Annotated in this window: 21 protein-coding genes; 10 read left to right on the top strand and 11 right to left on the bottom strand. The window is 51.6% G+C overall.

The window, feature by feature from the left end; all coding sequences use genetic code 11:
- Positions 1-287 precede the first annotated feature (287 nt).
- Positions 288-875, top strand: coding sequence for a hypothetical protein (locus FND52_RS03850; RefSeq protein ID WP_144129427.1), 588 nt, complete (start codon positions 288-290; stop codon positions 873-875).
- Between the two features lie 59 nt (positions 876-934).
- Here the strand turns inward: FND52_RS03850 and FND52_RS03845 are convergent, their stop codons facing one another.
- Genes FND52_RS03845 through FND52_RS03810 form a run of 9 tightly spaced genes read right to left on the bottom strand, consistent with a single transcriptional unit; the run spans position 935 to position 5,929 of the window.
- A complete protein-coding gene (locus FND52_RS03845; RefSeq protein ID WP_144129425.1) occupies positions 935-1,150 on the bottom strand; it encodes a hypothetical protein in 216 nt (71 codons plus the stop codon).
- Entirely contained in the window at positions 1,147-2,016 is an 870-nt protein-coding gene (locus FND52_RS03840) for an MmcB family DNA repair protein (RefSeq protein WP_144129423.1), read from the bottom strand. The genes FND52_RS03845 and FND52_RS03840 overlap by 4 nt, the downstream gene beginning before the upstream one ends.
- A complete protein-coding gene (locus FND52_RS03835) occupies positions 2,013-2,666 on the bottom strand; it encodes a hypothetical protein (RefSeq protein WP_144129422.1) in 654 nt (217 codons plus the stop codon). The genes FND52_RS03840 and FND52_RS03835 overlap by 4 nt, the downstream gene beginning before the upstream one ends.
- A complete protein-coding gene (locus tag FND52_RS03830; protein WP_144129420.1) occupies positions 2,663-2,983 on the bottom strand; it encodes a hypothetical protein in 321 nt (106 codons plus the stop codon). The genes FND52_RS03835 and FND52_RS03830 overlap by 4 nt, the downstream gene beginning before the upstream one ends.
- 2 nt (positions 2,984-2,985) lie before the next feature.
- Positions 2,986-3,717, bottom strand: coding sequence for a replication protein P (locus FND52_RS03825; RefSeq protein ID WP_144129418.1), 732 nt, complete (start codon positions 3,715-3,717; stop codon positions 2,986-2,988).
- A complete protein-coding gene (locus tag FND52_RS03820; RefSeq protein WP_144129845.1) occupies positions 3,714-4,688 on the bottom strand; it encodes a replication protein in 975 nt (324 codons plus the stop codon). The genes FND52_RS03825 and FND52_RS03820 overlap by 4 nt, the downstream gene beginning before the upstream one ends.
- 59 nt (positions 4,689-4,747) lie before the next feature.
- The gene (locus FND52_RS21780) at positions 4,748-5,116 is read right to left on the bottom strand and encodes a hypothetical protein (protein WP_167509308.1); all 369 of its coding nucleotides are present in this window, start codon (positions 5,114-5,116) and stop codon (positions 4,748-4,750) included.
- Between the two features lie 12 nt (positions 5,117-5,128).
- A complete protein-coding gene (locus FND52_RS03815; protein ID WP_144129416.1) occupies positions 5,129-5,662 on the bottom strand; it encodes a toxin YdaT domain-containing protein in 534 nt (177 codons plus the stop codon).
- Entirely contained in the window at positions 5,663-5,929 is a 267-nt protein-coding gene (locus FND52_RS03810) for a transcriptional regulator (RefSeq protein WP_144129414.1), read from the bottom strand.
- 24 nt (positions 5,930-5,953) lie between these two features.
- Between FND52_RS03810 and FND52_RS03805 the strand changes: the two genes are divergently transcribed.
- From FND52_RS03805 to FND52_RS03770, 8 genes are all read left to right on the top strand, one after another.
- Complete coding sequence (locus FND52_RS03805; protein ID WP_144129412.1) at positions 5,954-6,382, top strand: hypothetical protein; 429 nt, start codon at positions 5,954-5,956, stop codon at positions 6,380-6,382.
- A gap of 227 nt (positions 6,383-6,609) precedes the next feature.
- On the top strand, positions 6,610-6,984 hold the full coding sequence (locus tag FND52_RS22075; protein ID WP_425277899.1) for a YdaE family protein: 375 nt from the start codon (positions 6,610-6,612) through the stop codon (positions 6,982-6,984).
- Positions 6,985-7,114: 130 nt separating this feature from the next.
- On the top strand, positions 7,115-10,117 hold the full coding sequence (locus FND52_RS03795) for a RecE family exodeoxyribonuclease (RefSeq protein ID WP_144129410.1): 3,003 nt from the start codon (positions 7,115-7,117) through the stop codon (positions 10,115-10,117).
- Between the two features lie 11 nt (positions 10,118-10,128).
- Positions 10,129-11,241 (top strand): RecT family recombinase, encoded by a 1,113-nt coding sequence (locus tag FND52_RS03790; RefSeq protein ID WP_144129408.1) that lies wholly within the window; start codon positions 10,129-10,131, stop codon positions 11,239-11,241.
- A gap of 33 nt (positions 11,242-11,274) precedes the next feature.
- Positions 11,275-11,505 (top strand): DUF4060 family protein, encoded by a 231-nt coding sequence (locus tag FND52_RS03785; protein ID WP_144129843.1) that lies wholly within the window; start codon positions 11,275-11,277, stop codon positions 11,503-11,505.
- A gap of 64 nt (positions 11,506-11,569) precedes the next feature.
- The gene (xisR, locus tag FND52_RS03780) at positions 11,570-11,782 is read left to right on the top strand and encodes an excisionase family protein (RefSeq protein ID WP_144129407.1); all 213 of its coding nucleotides are present in this window, start codon (positions 11,570-11,572) and stop codon (positions 11,780-11,782) included.
- Positions 11,782-13,047 (top strand): tyrosine-type recombinase/integrase, encoded by a 1,266-nt coding sequence (locus tag FND52_RS03775; RefSeq protein ID WP_144129405.1) that lies wholly within the window; start codon positions 11,782-11,784, stop codon positions 13,045-13,047. Before xisR ends, FND52_RS03775 begins: the two co-directional genes overlap by 1 nt.
- A gap of 255 nt (positions 13,048-13,302) precedes the next feature.
- Positions 13,303-13,668, top strand: coding sequence for a hypothetical protein (locus FND52_RS03770; protein WP_144129404.1), 366 nt, complete (start codon positions 13,303-13,305; stop codon positions 13,666-13,668).
- A 140-nt stretch (positions 13,669-13,808) separates the two neighbouring features.
- Here the strand turns inward: FND52_RS03770 and FND52_RS03765 are convergent, their stop codons facing one another.
- Positions 13,809-14,390 (bottom strand): DUF4142 domain-containing protein, encoded by a 582-nt coding sequence (locus FND52_RS03765; RefSeq protein ID WP_144129402.1) that lies wholly within the window; start codon positions 14,388-14,390, stop codon positions 13,809-13,811.
- Positions 14,391-14,570: 180 nt separating this feature from the next.
- On the bottom strand, positions 14,571-15,167 hold the full coding sequence (locus tag FND52_RS03760; protein ID WP_125294440.1) for a DUF1349 domain-containing protein: 597 nt from the start codon (positions 15,165-15,167) through the stop codon (positions 14,571-14,573).
- A 161-nt stretch (positions 15,168-15,328) separates the two neighbouring features.
- On the opposite strand from FND52_RS03760, the gene FND52_RS21775 reads away from it, so the two are divergent.
- Entirely contained in the window at positions 15,329-15,484 is a 156-nt protein-coding gene (locus FND52_RS21775; protein ID WP_167509319.1) for a hypothetical protein, read from the top strand.
- Positions 15,485-15,694: the final 210 nt, after the last annotated feature.

Genomic DNA, 15,694 nt, shown 5'->3' with positions numbered 1-15,694 from the left:
TGCGACGCAGGTTTGAAAAGTTAAGTTGGTGTAACCCATTGAATAAAAAAGCCACTGTTTTAGTGGCTTCGGGTTTAACTCTCAGGCCGCCTCTTCACTGATGCGGCACAATTCAGGGAGATTTGCTCTTACCAGCGCCTCAGCAAACGGCGGCGGTAACGCGTTGCCGCAGCAAGTGCCATACTTGACTTTTGAAGTGGCATAAAACAACCCACTTTTTTGTAGTTGATATGGGTATGAATTACATGCAAAAATATAAGGTTAACCTTACATAGCAGAGGTAATGCATGCTTGAAACAGTCGTTAAAAATTGCGCAAAAATCGAAAAACTACTGCGCGCAAGAGGCGCGGAAGGCAATGGCCTCAAAGAACTAAGTACTTCTATTAACTGGAGGCTCACTGATTCAATTGTCAAAAAACTTGCATTTATTACACATCTTCGCAACAAAATGATTCATGAAGCTTATATATGTAGCCCAAAAGAGTTTAGCAAATTTGAGATATTTTCCCTCGATGCGATTTCATACCTAGAAGGGTCCAAATTTGAGTACGCCAGTCGTCCCAATTGCGATGCTGAAGAATGCTCAATAGACGACTTAGATACAATGATGAAACAACTTGAGCGTTCGATGAGTGAACTAAAAAAAATTCTTCCAAATGGACCAACTGTTGAAGAAATTGTTGAAAACGTCAAACAGGCCGAAATGAAAAGAGAGAAAGAAAATTCAGAATACACACAACCAAAACCAAATACAGATAATGCGGATTGTAAAAGCACCATTAAACTTGAAACACTTACTATATCCCCTGCTGAAGGTGCTCTCGTTGCCGCCATTGGTGCATTAGCTGCTGGATACTATTTTCTCAAAAAGTAATACTTTTTATAACAAGCCCTCATAGAACGAGGGCTAAATTTTTAAAAGAAAAGTATGAATTATCGAGATATCATTTTCTTAAGCCACATACGATTGATGTGATGTTTCAGGCGACGCTGGTGATGCGCCGGCAGATCACCGGCGCTTTCTACCTGTGAATAGACCATACCGACTTCAGCGGGCCAGACGGTTTCCGGCACATCCACCAGCAGCATGCTTTCCAGTTCAACAATGCGGTGTGTTGCGTACTGCAATAAATTATCAGGCTCAGTCATGCCGCACCCGCATTAACCGGCTCACCCGGCAGCTTCTGGTTGGCGCTGACCAGCAAATCCTCCAGCCTGCTGAATAATCCACGCAGACGCTGAATCTCCGAATCCTGCGCCAGCCTGTAACTGGCCTCGTTGATTGCTCGCGTCAGCTGATAAACCGTTGCGTCAGCGGGTAAACCCAGCACTTCAGCCAGGTCTGCCTGAGCCGAATTAAGGCTTTCAGCCTGTCGCTCCATTTGCTCGCGCTGCCAGCGAGCTTCCTGCTCTGTCTGCTGGAAAACTTCAGCACGGCGCTTTTCCTGATTTTGAATAGCCGATTCGAGGCGAGCTTTAGCGTTGTAAGCCTGCGATACCAAGCTTGCAATCTCATTGCCATGTCGCTGCGCCAGCCGTCTTTCATCAACATACACAGGAGCACTGCGCATCATAAGCCGGGTACGCTCGGTTTCGCGGCGGATACCGTCGATGACCAGCTTTATCCAGGCATCGCGCGGGAGATTGTCGAGTGATCGCATGGTCGGGCCTTTCAGGGTATGCCATCCGCTCTCTTTACGAACCATCAATCCACAGCCCTCCGGGATATCAGACTTTTTCAGCATTCCCTCGGGAACCGCAAAGACTACCGCGCTGGCGTACGCAAAATATTTCGTGTATTTACCGGCAGTGACGTCGGCGCGGAAGTCGGAAACGCTGACTTTGATTTCGTAAACAACCGGGCAAAATTTGCTGAATGAGCATGGGATCGCGTAAACATCCGGGCGCGCTGTACCGCTCGGACCGAGCTGCATATCTTCCCATACAATCCGCGCAGTGTTCTGCCGCAGGTTCTCAGCCAGATCGTGAGCTAATGCATTATGTTTCCAGTTCACGCTACGCCTCCTTCGGTTTTCTCTTCATGGCGCTGCTTAAGATAAGACTCAGCCAGTTCCTGAGCTTTGGCGTAAACCTTTACCTGCCGGTCAAAATATCCGCCCTTCTGACATTCAGCGTGTATAGCCGCCATCGCTGCTGCAAATTCGATAACGCCCTGTTTGCGGACTTCTGCCAGGAAGGAGTCAGTGACTGGGGTTTCTGGAACGGACATTGCATCCAGCACAGCACGGATGACATCTGTATCATTTTCAACCCATGACCATTCGCTAGTATCATTCCAGTCGTGGTCCAGGATGGCGGTTTCCGTGAATGCCTCAACTGCCTCTTCTGGAATTACGTCTGGCTTAAATGATGATTTCAGCGCCAATTTCTCCGCCGCCAGCGCACCCCGCCCGGCTTTCAGCTTTTCGATTGCCAGAACCACATCATCAACGTTGTCTTCCCCGGTAGCCTTTTGCATAGCCGTTTCCCACTCGATTTCTGCGTTCATGGCGGTTGCCCGTTCTGCACAGGCAGTACGCGCCGCAGCAAGCGCATAGTCCAGCCGCCCCGCCAGTTCGGTCAGCAGTTGCGCTGTCTCCGAGTCTTTAAACTTAGCGACCACGTAGGTAGCGCGAATTAACTGCTTATGAGTCATTTCTTTCATGCGCGGGCACTCCCGAAGATTTTATGTAAGTGATAGCCCTGCCAGTTCTGGCGGCATACTGACGCTACGGACGGCGCTGCAGGTTTAGATTTATATGCCCTGGGTGAGCTAACTTTTGCCTGCCAGCGCTGAACAAGTCGGTATTCAGGGTGTGCTGGTTTACCAATGTTCTTCACGATGCCAAGACGAACCAGCCGCCCCAGAATTGCGTGGGTGTGTTTGTTGGTCCAACCGAGCTGTCGTTCCAGCCGACGTGGCGTGGCGGTTTTCTCCTGTTTGAGAAAGGTGATTATTGCAATCTGATCTTTGCTGCGCATGGTTAAGCCCTCCCGCCTTTAAGCCCAAACTTCGCCCGGATTTCCTGAATTTTCGCCATCCCCTGCTCACGCGTAACAGGTTTGCTGCCCAGTACAGGCAGACGAGCAACCGGCTCAGGAATGACTTCACCAGCGCGAATGCGTTTCACCATTTTCGCCAGCTCTTCACCGGCTTTGCGGTTAAGTTCCATGTCAGTGAGCCCGTATGAGCGCATCTGTTGGTACAGGGTTGTGACCAGCCAGTAGCTGGCGCGGTATTTCACGGTGCGTGGGGTGATGTCGTTGTCAGGCCACGGATACGACTCGGCATCGTTGTAACGGCTGCGGTTGCGGCAGTACTCGTAAACCAGCTTTACCAGCTCGTTCTGGTCAGGCAGACCCACGGCGGCGCTTTCCTCGGCGCGGCACCATGCCACGAACTGACCGGGCGACGGCAAAAACGGTTTTTCCTGTTGGCGAGCAATACGCATACCTGCGTCAACCTGGGCGAAGCTGGTGATCCCGTTTTCCGCAAAAGCCAGCAGCCACTGGCGCCGCAGTTCGTCGAAATCACTCTGTTCACGGAATCCTGCCATTGCAGCCGGGAACGCGGCGCGCAGCTGTCTAAACAACTCGTTGAATACCTGGGCGACATGCTCCTGGCGAGATTGGGATTGCTGCTCCGGCATACCCATCGCAACGCGGCGCATTTGCTCACGGTCGAAATTCCGCATCTCGGTACCAATGTTTTTCATGGCAGCAGGCCCTCCGCCCAGTCTGTGTTATCGAAATCCAGCGGCGTTGCGCTGGCGCGGGAGTTTTTCGGTTTACGTGCGCGTTGCGTGGTCAGCGTGTCCCAGTGCTTGCGAAGGCCGGACGGGCTCAGGATGTTGCTGTCCCAGAAATCGTCCTCGCTGGCCCACACGAGCAGCTCACAAATCTCGCGGTGGGTCCGACGGTCAATCATGCGCATCAGGCGAACAGTGTTTGCCCATTCAACCCATTTCGGTTCTGAAAGGCTGGCATTGACCACCAGGAGTTTCTGGTAAATCCAGCGCGCGGCTTTGAGGTCGTCAGCCGTTCCCCAAGATTTGCCTGACGGGGTGTAAATTCCGTCAGTGGCTTCGGGGTGACGAGAGAGAAATTTTTCAGTGGCGTCGTTACGGGATTCGTCAGAATTCCGAAACGAAGATCTTTTAATGTTTTTATTATTGTTATTACCTTGTTGTTCATGATTCGCGGGTTTATGCGCGGCTATTTGCGCGGGCTTATTCGCGGCATCACCATCCAAACCCGCGCCGTTACTGAGTTTGTTATGCTCGGGGTAATGCTCGCCGTTATGCTCGGCTTTATGCGCGGGCAAATTGTCTATTTTTTGAGCGTACAGTGCATAATTTGTGATAGTGATCACCGTGCCTTTCCGACGTTCACCGGCGGTGGAAATCATGCCTTCTTTCTCAAAAAATGAGAGCATCCGATCCACCGCATGGCGGCTCGCTGGCTCTCCGTTACGGTCGCACAGATTCAGCCCCAGATCGGCTGAGGTGGTCACCAGTTGTCCGGTTTGCAGTGGCCATTGACGCCCCTTAAAACTCGCTGTGTACGGCTGTCGGGCGGCGTTCAGCAGAAGGTTGTCCCACAGCGTTCGCAGGAAAACATCTTTAGACCAGGGTTGTTTAAGCACACTCCGGTACAACGGGATGAATCCGGTCTTCTGGTTTTCCATCCGGTTGCTCCTGGCGGCGGAATGCGCCGCAAAATTGGCGTAGGCGACATTCGACATAGCTATGCCTCCCGCGCCTGGTAATTTAAAATGGTGTTTGTCATAATGACCTCGCAATCGCTTCCAGTTATTGCACCCGAAGGCCGTTGCTGTTCCACCAGCACGGTCTTCACCCTTTCAGAACAGCCCCCGCTGTTCGGTGCGCTTAACGCGCTTTTCTTCGAACCTGTCGGCTGAGGTTGTTTGTTTCTCTGCCCACAACTTCGCATGTCGTAAAACATCATCGAAAATTTTCCCTTTGCGGCTTGCCTGAGACATGCGCCGGTATAAGTCCACGGCCTGGAATGCCCCCCCTGAGCCACCGGCACCGGAAAACCCAGGCGGATAAGCTCTTCGCGTACGTGCTTCTCGATAAACTGCTCATGGTTCATAAGCGGCCCCGGTTACATGACGCCCAGCATCGACGTGACCATTGTCATCAACGGACCGACCTGCTCGGGCATCAGACGAAACAACGACGCGATCCCCTCGCTAACCTCTTTCATCTTCTGATGTTCAGGCGCTTTCATCAGCACGGCCTGCTTGGCTTCCGCGCACTCTTTTATCGCCGTCGCTACGCGCGAAAGGATGTCTTCCTGAGGAATAAGCCGCGTACGAAACTCGAGCGGAAGAACATTCAGAATTGCAGGGGTTAACTCGCAAATGTTGTCGCGAGCGTAAGCGGTATCGCCGTCCAGCCAGCGGAATAGCTTTTGGCGCTGACGGTTGATTTCGGCCGGGAACTCCAGGCCGCCGCCGCTGAGTTGATATTCCTCAACAATCAGCCCGGCCACCACGTCCTGGTTATCGATCGCAGCCGCCCATGCACGAACAGCCGCACGAAGCTGCTGGTGGGTAAACTCCGGCTTCGCCTGAGAACGATTTATCATCGTTACCGGAATTGTTCCGGTACTCTGTTGAAATTGAAGTGATTGCATTTACTGCTCCTTAGGTGCTGCTTCGTTAACCGCCGCCTTACAAGACCGCGGAGTAAATTCCGGCCAAATGTGAACCCATTCACTTGGCAAGCAATCAGCCCGAGTAACCATGCCGTCCGTATAACGTTCAATCTCTATGGCGCGGCGAGGAGAAATTGGTGCCGAGCTGGAGGCCATCTGGGACAGAAAGGACATTGAGATCCCCAGCTTTTTGGCAAGCCATTTAGCGTTACCACGTTGCTGAGAAAGGTAATCTTTGAGTTGCATATACTCTCCTTCTAAGGTGTGAAAATGAGTTTACTAATTACTAAACCTTATAGTCAAGTATTTGCTTGTTTAGAATTTACTAATCAAAATGCGCTAATGACCAAAGCAGAAGTAAGAAGAATGCAGCTCAAGGCGTGGTTCGCCGATAAATCGCTGCCAGAAAAAGAGAAGAGCTATTTATCCCAGTTGATAAATGGTAAGAGCTCCTTTGGGGAAAGAGCGGCCAGAAGAATCGAAAACGACTACGGCATGCCATCGGGATATTTAGATGAGGATGGTGGGCAAGGCGATAAACGGCCTAATGAAGTGGTACTGACTTCTGATGAACTTCAACTAATCAAATATTACCGTAGCTTTCCTGACTCCACTAAAAAAGAGATGCTAATAGAGTTTGAAAGTATGTACGAGAAGTTCAATAAACTCTTCAAAGAGCTTCTAGCCTCACGTAAGTAAGTAAAACCTCTCAATATAACCGCCTTATGGGCGGTTTTTTTATACCTATCAGTCTCATTCAAAACTAAAAAACCTTAAATCTTAATTGTTTAGCGTCAACTAAACGAAAAATGTTTATCAAACACTTTACACAAACGTTTAGTAATGAGTAAACTTCCAGCATCAACAACGCGCTGCGTTGCTCCGATAAACGTTCCGCCAGCCGGGCGATAACGGCAGAGGATGAGATGGTTAATCAACACTACGGAACGATGCACATCATTCGCCAGTGCGTGGTTCCGGGAATGCTGGCAAAGCACGACGGGCACACCTGGAATGTGTCAGCGGTTCGCGGCAAATACGTGTACCTGCGCACCATGCGCGGCGCCACACGTATCAACGATTGTCTTGTGGAAGTTTTACTGAATGGCTGGGGTGATCCGATGATCCACGGACAGGAAACTACCGGCGCGAAATGCGCCTACTGCAAAAGCCCTCTTCAGCCAGGCGACGAAGTGAAAAGCACCCTGCTTTTACTGCGCGGTAACATGCTTACCCGCGAAGAACGGCAGTACTGCTCCAGGCAGTGCGCCGAGCACGACCAGATGGCTCACGAGCCATAAACGCAAAAACCCGCCGAAGCGGGCCTTACGTCCGGTAACACCGACCAAAGCATACCGGAATTTTTCACCTAAACCGAAGGCGGCTCTTGCAAGCGCCGGGGATCTTACAACCCAAAGGAGCTCAGACGCAATGAACACCTATGCGTTTCTCATTAAGGCAAAAGCGAAGTCAGGAGCAAAAAACCTGTTTTGCTGGCTCTCTGCCAAATCCGACTCACGCGCCCAGCGTGAAATCGAGAACATCCTGGAAGACGCCGAAATTGAAACTGGACGCGGCGCGGATTACCAGCTTCCGGTCCGTACGAACTGGCTTGTTGTTGACGACCTGCCCGCCGAAGGCGTTTTGGATGATACCTGGTGCGATCGTTATGAACTCGGCGACGACGGTATTTCCTGGAGCAAAATCACCAAAGAAGCTAAATCCGTGAATATCCAGGACGAGCGCGCGCAGCTGGAGGAAACAGCCGGAGGTAATGAATCAGGGCTTCAGGAACGCGCCGCTTCACACCAGTCATACACATTCGAACAGCGTGTACTGGGTACATGGCTTTTCGGCCTGTTTGATGAGCTGAGCGCTGAGCAAAAAGGTGAAATTACTCGCCTAAGCATGGATATGGACGCTACCTATCCCCAAAACGTATTGCTGGCCTGTCGCAGTCATGACCTTCGCCAGCTTCAGCATGTTTTCCCGGAAACCCTGGCTGACCTGCTCGCTGAGACAAAATCTGTCTGGCCTCTGGACGGTAAAGCTCCTCAGTTAGCGCATCTTGTCGGCTTTTTTGGCGAGTGGATTAACGCTCACAATAATGCATGTGATACCGGTGGACATGGCAATCACCAGGTTCGTAGCGATGTAACAGCCAAATGGCAAAAGAAAAGCGGAACCGTAGTTACCCAACGCACTGATGTGGGAACAAACGCTGGCGGCGGCATCGTGACCGATCGCAGCCAGGACTACACGCATACCCTGGATACGCTTGATTACGAGATCGCAGCCGCGACCCTGCCAATGGATTTCGATATTTACAACATCCCCGTATCCATTCACCGCCGCGCCAGAGAAATCATTGAGAAAAAAGAAAGCCCGTTCAGGGAATGGTCAGCCGCGCTGCGCAAAACAGCGGGTATCCTGGACTATTCACGCGCTGCTATTTTTGCCTTGATCCGTGGCGCCGCCGAGAACGTCCATCATTTCCCGGTCAGCCTGCAAACCTACATCAGCGCAAACCTGAAAGAACACCAGCATGACAAGCCAGATGCTGCAACTGTAGAGGCTGCGCAATTCAGCCGTGAAACCCTGGATAAACAACTGGCTGCTGGCCGCGGCGAATATGTCGAGGGTATCAGCGACCCGGCGGATCCGAAATGGGATAAAACGCCGCGTAAAAATTTCTGTACTCACGAAGAGAATCTGCAGCGCGTCCGGGAAGAAGGGACGCGCCGCCGGGCTGAAGAAGCAGCCGCACAGCCAAAGGTCGAAAGCCTCGGCGCTGGTGTGTTCTCTATCGAGGGGCTGACCGGTAACACTCCGATTAATCCGGACAACGGCCCGGTAATGGGTGACGCCACTTATCAGGAAATGGCCGAAGGCCTGCGAGAAGAACTGGAGATTACCGAAGATGTGCAGATGGAAACGGCTGTCAGTAACGAAATCCCGGTTGGTACTCCGGTTTCAACAGGCGAAAGCGCTAATGAAGATCATCCGCAGGCAGATGCCGTGAACGCTGCCGAAGTTTTTGCCGCTGGCTGCCCGGCCCTCGCAGCCGCCGCTGAACAGCAATCTGAACAACAAAATATTCCTGAAAATATTTCGGACACTGAAGAAGAGCCAGTAATCGAGTATCCCGCGTTCTTCGAACCAGGCCGTTATGAAGGGTTGCCGAACAACGTTTACCACACCGCGAACGGCATCAGTTCCACCATGGTGAAAGATGCCCGCGTATCACTGATGTATTACAACGCGCGCCACGTCGCCAAAACTATCCCGCGCGAAGGCTCCAAAGTGCTGGATATGGGTAACCTGGTGCATGCGCTGGCGCTGCAGCCGGAAAACCTCGACGAAGAGTTCAGCGTGGAGCCGGTGATCCCCGAGGGGGCATTCACCACCGCTGCGACCCTACGAGCCTTTATCGACGAACATAACGCCAGCTTACCGTCGCTGCTAAGCACTGAAGATATCAAAGCGCTGCTGGAAGAGCGCAACGCCACCCTACCCGCGCAGGTACCGATGGGCGGTAGCCTGGAAGAAACAGCGCAGAGCTATATGACGCTGCCAGCTGAGTTCCAGCGTATCGCGGCGGACCAGAAGCAGACCGCTGTCGCGATGAAGGCCTGCATCAAGGAGTACAACGCCACCCTGCCCGCGCCGGTGAAAACCAGCGGCAGTCGTGATGCGATGCTCGAGCAACTGGCGATCATTAATCCTGACCTGGTGGCGCAGGAAGCGCAGAAACCGGCACCGCTGAAAGTGTCCGGAACCAAAGCGGAGATGATCCAGGCTGTGAAGTCCATTAAGCCTGATGCGGTATTTGCTGACGAACTGCTGGATGCGTGGCGCGATAACCCGGGCGACAAGATTCTGGTGACTCACCAGCAGATGGAAACAGCGCTGGCCATTCAGAAAGCCCTGCATGAGCATCCGACCGCCGGGAAACTGCTGCTGCACCCTGACCGCGCTGTTGAGACGAGCTATTTCGGTATCGACGAAGAGACCGGCCTGGAAATCCGCGTGCGCCCGGACCTGGAAATCGACATCGACGGCGTGCGGGTCGGCGCTGACCTGAAAACCATCAGCATGTGGAACGTAAAGCAGTCCGGCCTGCGCGCCCGCCTGCACCGTGAAATCATCGACCGCGATTATCACCTGAGCGCGGCCATGTATATGCAGACCGCTGCCCTGGACCAATTCTTCTGGATTTTCGTCAACAAAGACGAGGGCTACCACTGGATCGCTATCGTCGAAGCCAGCGAAGAGCTGATTGAGCTGGGGATGCTGGAGTATCGCCAGACCATGAACCGCATCGCAAACGCGTTCGACACTGGCGAGTGGCCTGCGCCGATCACCGAAGACTACACCGACGAACTGAACGACTTCGACCTGCGCCGCCTTGAAGCGCTGCGCACTCAGGCATAAGGGGAATGACGATGGAAAACATGAATATCGTGAACGCTGAGCAACAGACACCAAACACCATTTCAGCGAGCAATGCCATTTTCAATGTGCAGGCGTTAACCCAGCTGCAGGCCGTTGCCGGTTTGATGGCGCAGGCCGCCGTTACGGTTCCTGAACATCTTCGCGGTAACCCAGCCGACTGCATGGCCATCATCATGCAGGCCATGCAGTGGGGCATGAACCCTTACGCTGTGGCGCAGAAAACGCACCTGGTCAACGGCGTACTGGGTTACGAAGCGCAGCTGGTCAACGCGGTGATCTCCAGCTCAAACGCAATCGTGGGCCGCTTCCACTATGAGTACGAAGGCGACTGGTCGAAATGCGCCAGCAGCCGTGAAGAGATCGTAAAGAAGCCAGCGAAAGGCGGCGGGACGTACGACAAGAAAGAAATGGTACGCGGCTGGTCCAGCGCCGACGAACAGGGCCTGTCGGTTCGCGTGGGTGCGGTCATCCGCGGCGAGAGTGAAATCACCTGGGGAGAACCGGTCTTCCTTTCCAGCGTGATTACCCGCAATTCGCCGCTGTGGATATCAAACCCGAAACAGCAGATCGCTTACCTGGCACTGAAGTACTGGGCGCGTCTCTACTGCCCAGCGGTTGTTCTCGGCGTGTATACGCCTGATGAGGTGGAGCAGCGCACCGAGAAAGAGATAAACCCGGCGCCAGCGCGGGTAAGTCTGGCTGAAATCTCAGGTGACAACGTAACAACCACCACCAGCGCGCGGGAATCCACGGTTAACGTCGACGCCATTGCAGACGAATTCCGGGACCGCATTGAAGCTGCCGAAGACGTCGATGGTGCGAAAGCGGTACGTGTAGATATCGAATCCGCAAAAGCCACCCTGGGTTCCACACTGTTCACTGAGCTGAAAAACAAAGCCGTGAAGCGCTATTACCTGATGGACGCGCGCAACAAAGTCGAAGCAGCGATCAACTCCCTGCCGCAGCCGGATGAACCGGATGCAGATCAGCGATTCCTGGCCGTTGAGAAAACACTGACGGCGGCGAAACGTCATCTGGGCGATGAACTGTACGAGAAGTTCAGCATCACGCTGCTGGATATGAAACCTGAGTATGTCGGCTAAGGGAGGCGGGAGGGTTCGCCCTCCCGGTTAATGATGAGACTAATCAATCGCAGCAAATCATCACCAATTGCACGGCAGGCATGTAATGCAGCGCTGGCAGAACACGTAACCAGATTCGGCGATTACGGTCCTCAGAAAACAAAATCCACCTATACGGTGGCTGTACAGGGAACAAAAGTGATTGTGGAAGTGGTTAACCGCAAATCCAGCTATGTAGCCACGGCAATGACAGGCATGCGGCGGTTGCGGGCCGTCGTCTGTTGATATCGATTTATCAACTCACTGCGGCGGGCGTGGATATACTCATGTCTGCCGCCATGGAGCAACTATGGCACAGGTTATTTTTAACGAAGAATGGGTTGTCGAGTTAAAACTGGCCGAAAAAACCGGCCTGAGTAACCGGCAGATCAAAGAGCATCGACATGGAACATGGGTGGAAGGTGTTCACTTCAAAAAAGTCACAATGACAGGAAAAGAAACCAAACGAGGGATCATCTGGTACAACTATCCGCGCATCAATCAGCTGGTACAGGAATCGTAATGAATTACCCAACGGGTGTTGAAATACATAACGGAAAAATTCGTATCACCTTCACCTTCCGTGGCAAGCGTTGTCGTGAGGTACTGAAGGGTTGGGTAGTCAATAATGCCAATATCAGAAAAGCCGGCAGCCTGCGGGCGCTGATCATGAGCGAGATCCAGCTGGGCGAGTTCGATTACGCGCTTCGTTTTCCAGAATCAAATGCGGTTAAAAAATTTACTTCCACACGTGTAGCAAAAACATGGGGAGAGTTAGTCGCACTCTGGTTGGGTGCAAAAGAAGAAGATATCTCAAAGAATACTATGGCACGCGTTCTCGCCCAGCTAAAGACAATGAACAGGATTATCGGCGAGATGACACCTATAGCCGATATCACACACAGCGACATGATGAACTACCGCAAAGAACTACTGCGGGGAGAAACTTTTTACGCAGATGGCCACAAAAGAAAGAAAATCGGTCGCAGTGTTAACACGGTCAATGACTACATATCCCTGACCTGTCAAATTCTTCGTTATGCCCACAGGAGCAAATTCATACAAGATAAGCCGTTCGAGTACATTCCCAAGCTACATAAAGATCGCACCAAACCAGACCCTCTTCTCAGAGATGAATATGCCGCACTCATACTGGCGATAACCGGACAGGATCGAAATATGTGGCAGTTCGCCATTAATTCAGGCCTGCGTCACGGGGAAATTGCGGCGCTTGCATGGGACGATGTTGATTTAAATGCAGGCACGGTTCATATCAGGAGAAACCTGACAGGCCGGGGCGATTTTGTTCCGCCTAAAACACTCGCAGGTGATCGCATCATCACCCTACTCGCCCCTGCTCTTGAAGCTCTGAAAGCCCAGTATTCAGTTACCGGCAGCTTAGCGATTACAGAGATAGTTCAGCATTTCAGGGAGTATGGAAAAACCGAGATCCAAAATCACCGTTTCGTTTTCGTACCGGGTTTGCGTTACGGTCAGCCAGGCAAGTATTTCTCCACTCAGTCCATAAGCGACCGGTGGGATGTATCAGTGAATAAAAGCGGCATCCGCAGAAGAACGCCTTACCAGACCCGGCATACTTTTGCGTGCTGGGCGTTGTCTGCGGGTGCAAACCCTACGTTTATCGCCAGCCAGCTCGGGCATGAAGATGCGCAAATGGTCTATCGCGTCTATTCATCCTGGATTAAAGAATTCGACGGGGATCAGGTCGAGATGCTGAATGGAAAATTGGCAACCGCCCCCATTACGCCCCTGAAAAGCATTAAATGATTAAATAACCTTTAATAATCAATTATTTATGAAAATATTTTGATACTATAGGGGGGTATAGTAACAGGATCGGCAAATGATTGTAAGGTTTATGTTTTTGTTGGGATTCAGGGGGTTAGAATGCGTTTAGTTACGACATCAGTGGTTATTTAAGGCCGCCAGGTGAAATTTCACTCCATGCTTAAAATGATAATTGCTTAACTTTAGAGACTACTGACACGATACTCAGTCATCTGAACTTACCAGGGAAAACACATGTTCTCGTTTTTAAATACGCTTAACCGGCTGATTAACAGCCAGCAGTCGGAACAGGAACCGCAAAAATACACAGACCAGCAATTGATTGGGTGGGCGACGGGTTGCATGCTCGAAGGGCTACCGGATAACTTCTATCAGGCCAGGCTGTTATGCACCCGAAAGCCCGATCCCGAAAACCCTGATGGCTGGATAGTCAACGTTAATCACGATGTGATGTTAAACGCTGACTCTGAGTACCAGCGCTTTCAGCCTGCCGACGATCTTTACCCTGTTCAGTGCGTTGAAACCCTGCTTGAGGGCAAAGAATGGCACGAGGCAACCCTGACATTTAATACGGTAACTGCTTCGTTTAAATGGAAATAGAAACCAGAGAGTCGATTTCGTGCCAGGCGCGATCCTTCGCAATGTTTGCGCCACACAGCCTGTCGAACGGCTGCATGGGTCAATTCCCGTTATTAACACGTAGAGTGAGTGTCAGAACCGTATACCTGCCGATAACCGGTTTACTTACCTGATTGCGTCGACATCTGCTGGGCGGACTTTAAGTGCTGCTCAACGACGGGTATGTGCGCATCGGCCAGAGCTTTCACATCGGGATCCTTGATATTTTGAGCATCACTCTTCAGTTTCGAGAGCACCATTTCGTGATCTTTAGTACCTGCATTTTCCATATACATCTTGTCAAAGGCGTCGCCAGTCTGCTGTTCAAGCTTCGCAGCCATATCTTTGTGCATGGCGTCCGGCTCAGTCGGCAGAGACACCCCTTTTTGCTGAGCAACCGCCTGAACTTTGCTTAAAGCGCCACCGTGGTCTTCGATCATCTTCTGGGCGAAGGTTTTGACTTCGCTGCTTTGAGCCTTTTGCAGCGCGATTCTGGCGGCGGCAACTTCATTGATATTGGCCTGCGCCATGTCCTTTAACGCTTTTTCGTCGCCAGCGCTGAGTCTGGCGTTCGAGGCGGTCTGGCCTGCGGTGCTATTCTGCGCGGCGTTAGTCTGCTTCTGGGCCTGCACGCTGACGGTACTGAACATCGCTGCTATTGCCGATATGGCTAGCAGACTTTTCAAGGTCTTACGCTTTTGCATTTTGCTCTCCTGGTCGTCATGGATGAGGTTAGTGCCAGATAATCAACCGTGTGCGGTTTCGTATGAAAATGTCAACGGTTATGGTCAGTATAGTGGTCGACAGCAGATTAAGTGATGGACCTCACGAAAAACGGCAGGAAATGACGAAAACGCAGGGCGTTAAATCGCTGAAAATGTTGGTCAGGACAGATCGTGCAGCGCTTTACCGCAAGGTTTTCCGAGGGAAAAATCACTGAATACGACCTCAAGCCCCTGCCTTTCTGGCGTACACGCCATGACGCCAACAAAACGCTTTTGGCGATGAGGCCAGTGACACAATCGCAGCAGCGGCCACGTTATACCGTCAGTGGAATACTGGATCCGTAACGCCTCGTTTTCCAGGTTCGCGCGCATCCAGAATGTGCCCGGATCCCCCGGGAACAGGCCGGTTGCCCAGTCTGATGTGCCACGCGTCACCACGCTGCCGATGGCGGGTTGCTCGTCATTAAACTCGATGCCTGCCTTTACCCAGTGTTCTTCATCATCCAGAATGAAGATGCCAGCCTGGTCATAAAGATGGGTGAACTCAGCCATGACTTTTACCTGAAGGAAAAATTCCTCTTCGACATAAAATCCATATGCGTGACCGCTATGCCTCTGAAAACCGTAATAAGTCCGCATCCAGAAATCCGTGTTAGCGTGTGTTGTCACGCGCAGGTTTCCATTTTCAAAACCATACTCGTCGGGTGGATTAAGCCAGCTACCGCCCTCTGCCTGTAGTGAATCAATGACATTCATCCGTTTTCTCCTCGTATCACGTTATTTATTGTAGCCGTCAAAGGCGTCTTACCGGGATCCCGACTCCGTACCGCGTTTCCTACAAAAAAAGGCAGTTGTACGTCATATAGCAGACTCCCTATCCTGCCATGAGTTGTTTATCAAACCGCACAGGAAGAGTTATGAATACTTTCAGCATTATCGCCATCCCGTTTTTTGTCACGGCCGTTGTAATGCTGACCCTGGGCTTGACCAGGAAGAATCGTGCTTTCTTTATCGTCGGCGGTGTTTTTATGGTCTCAACGGTGGTGAATGCGGTGATCGGTATGGCGCTGTGAAAAAACGGCTCGTCATTCCATTTTAACACCCAGAGAAGTGATCTCGACCTGTTTTGTAAAGGTAGCTTTTCGCCATAGACTTTAAATAGACTTTTCATTGACAGGAACAATTCCATTATTCCTGTCAATAGCATAAAGAATTATTCCTGACTCGAAAATCTGTTACAGTAATTAACCAGTTTCCTGAGAAAATAGTAGCCAAAAAATAGT

The organism is Atlantibacter subterraneus (assembly GCF_007570865.1).
Lineage (GTDB): Bacteria > Pseudomonadota > Gammaproteobacteria > Enterobacterales > Enterobacteriaceae > Atlantibacter > Atlantibacter subterraneus.
Note: the sequence above shows the minus strand (reverse complement) of the source record. Positions and strands in the feature narration are given on the sequence as shown.

Coding starts and splice junctions, on each gene's coding strand:
- FND52_RS03835 (WP_144129422.1), bottom strand. CDS start 2,666: ATGAAAGAAATGACTCATAAGCAGTTAATTCGCGCTACCTACGTGGTC.
- FND52_RS03795 (WP_144129410.1), top strand. CDS start 7,115: ATGAACACCTATGCGTTTCTCATTAAGGCAAAAGCGAAGTCAGGAGCA.
- FND52_RS03830 (WP_144129420.1), bottom strand. CDS start 2,983: ATGCGCAGCAAAGATCAGATTGCAATAATCACCTTTCTCAAACAGGAG.
- FND52_RS03850 (WP_144129427.1), top strand. CDS start 288: ATGCTTGAAACAGTCGTTAAAAATTGCGCAAAAATCGAAAAACTACTG.
- FND52_RS03785 (WP_144129843.1), top strand. CDS start 11,275: ATGAGACTAATCAATCGCAGCAAATCATCACCAATTGCACGGCAGGCA.
- xisR (WP_144129407.1), top strand. CDS start 11,570: ATGGCACAGGTTATTTTTAACGAAGAATGGGTTGTCGAGTTAAAACTG.
- FND52_RS03790 (WP_144129408.1), top strand. CDS start 10,129: ATGGAAAACATGAATATCGTGAACGCTGAGCAACAGACACCAAACACC.
- FND52_RS03765 (WP_144129402.1), bottom strand. CDS start 14,390: ATGCAAAAGCGTAAGACCTTGAAAAGTCTGCTAGCCATATCGGCAATA.
- FND52_RS21780 (WP_167509308.1), bottom strand. CDS start 5,116: ATGAACCATGAGCAGTTTATCGAGAAGCACGTACGCGAAGAGCTTATC.
- FND52_RS22075 (WP_425277899.1), top strand. CDS start 6,610: ATGGTTAATCAACACTACGGAACGATGCACATCATTCGCCAGTGCGTG.
- FND52_RS03820 (WP_144129845.1), bottom strand. CDS start 4,688: ATGGAAAACCAGAAGACCGGATTCATCCCGTTGTACCGGAGTGTGCTT.
- FND52_RS03810 (WP_144129414.1), bottom strand. CDS start 5,929: ATGCAACTCAAAGATTACCTTTCTCAGCAACGTGGTAACGCTAAATGG.
- FND52_RS03815 (WP_144129416.1), bottom strand. CDS start 5,662: ATGCAATCACTTCAATTTCAACAGAGTACCGGAACAATTCCGGTAACG.
- FND52_RS03805 (WP_144129412.1), top strand. CDS start 5,954: ATGAGTTTACTAATTACTAAACCTTATAGTCAAGTATTTGCTTGTTTA.
- FND52_RS03770 (WP_144129404.1), top strand. CDS start 13,303: ATGTTCTCGTTTTTAAATACGCTTAACCGGCTGATTAACAGCCAGCAG.
- FND52_RS03845 (WP_144129425.1), bottom strand. CDS start 1,150: ATGACTGAGCCTGATAATTTATTGCAGTACGCAACACACCGCATTGTT.
- FND52_RS03775 (WP_144129405.1), top strand. CDS start 11,782: ATGAATTACCCAACGGGTGTTGAAATACATAACGGAAAAATTCGTATC.
- FND52_RS21775 (WP_167509319.1), top strand. CDS start 15,329: ATGAATACTTTCAGCATTATCGCCATCCCGTTTTTTGTCACGGCCGTT.
- FND52_RS03825 (WP_144129418.1), bottom strand. CDS start 3,717: ATGAAAAACATTGGTACCGAGATGCGGAATTTCGACCGTGAGCAAATG.
- FND52_RS03760 (WP_125294440.1), bottom strand. CDS start 15,167: ATGAATGTCATTGATTCACTACAGGCAGAGGGCGGTAGCTGGCTTAAT.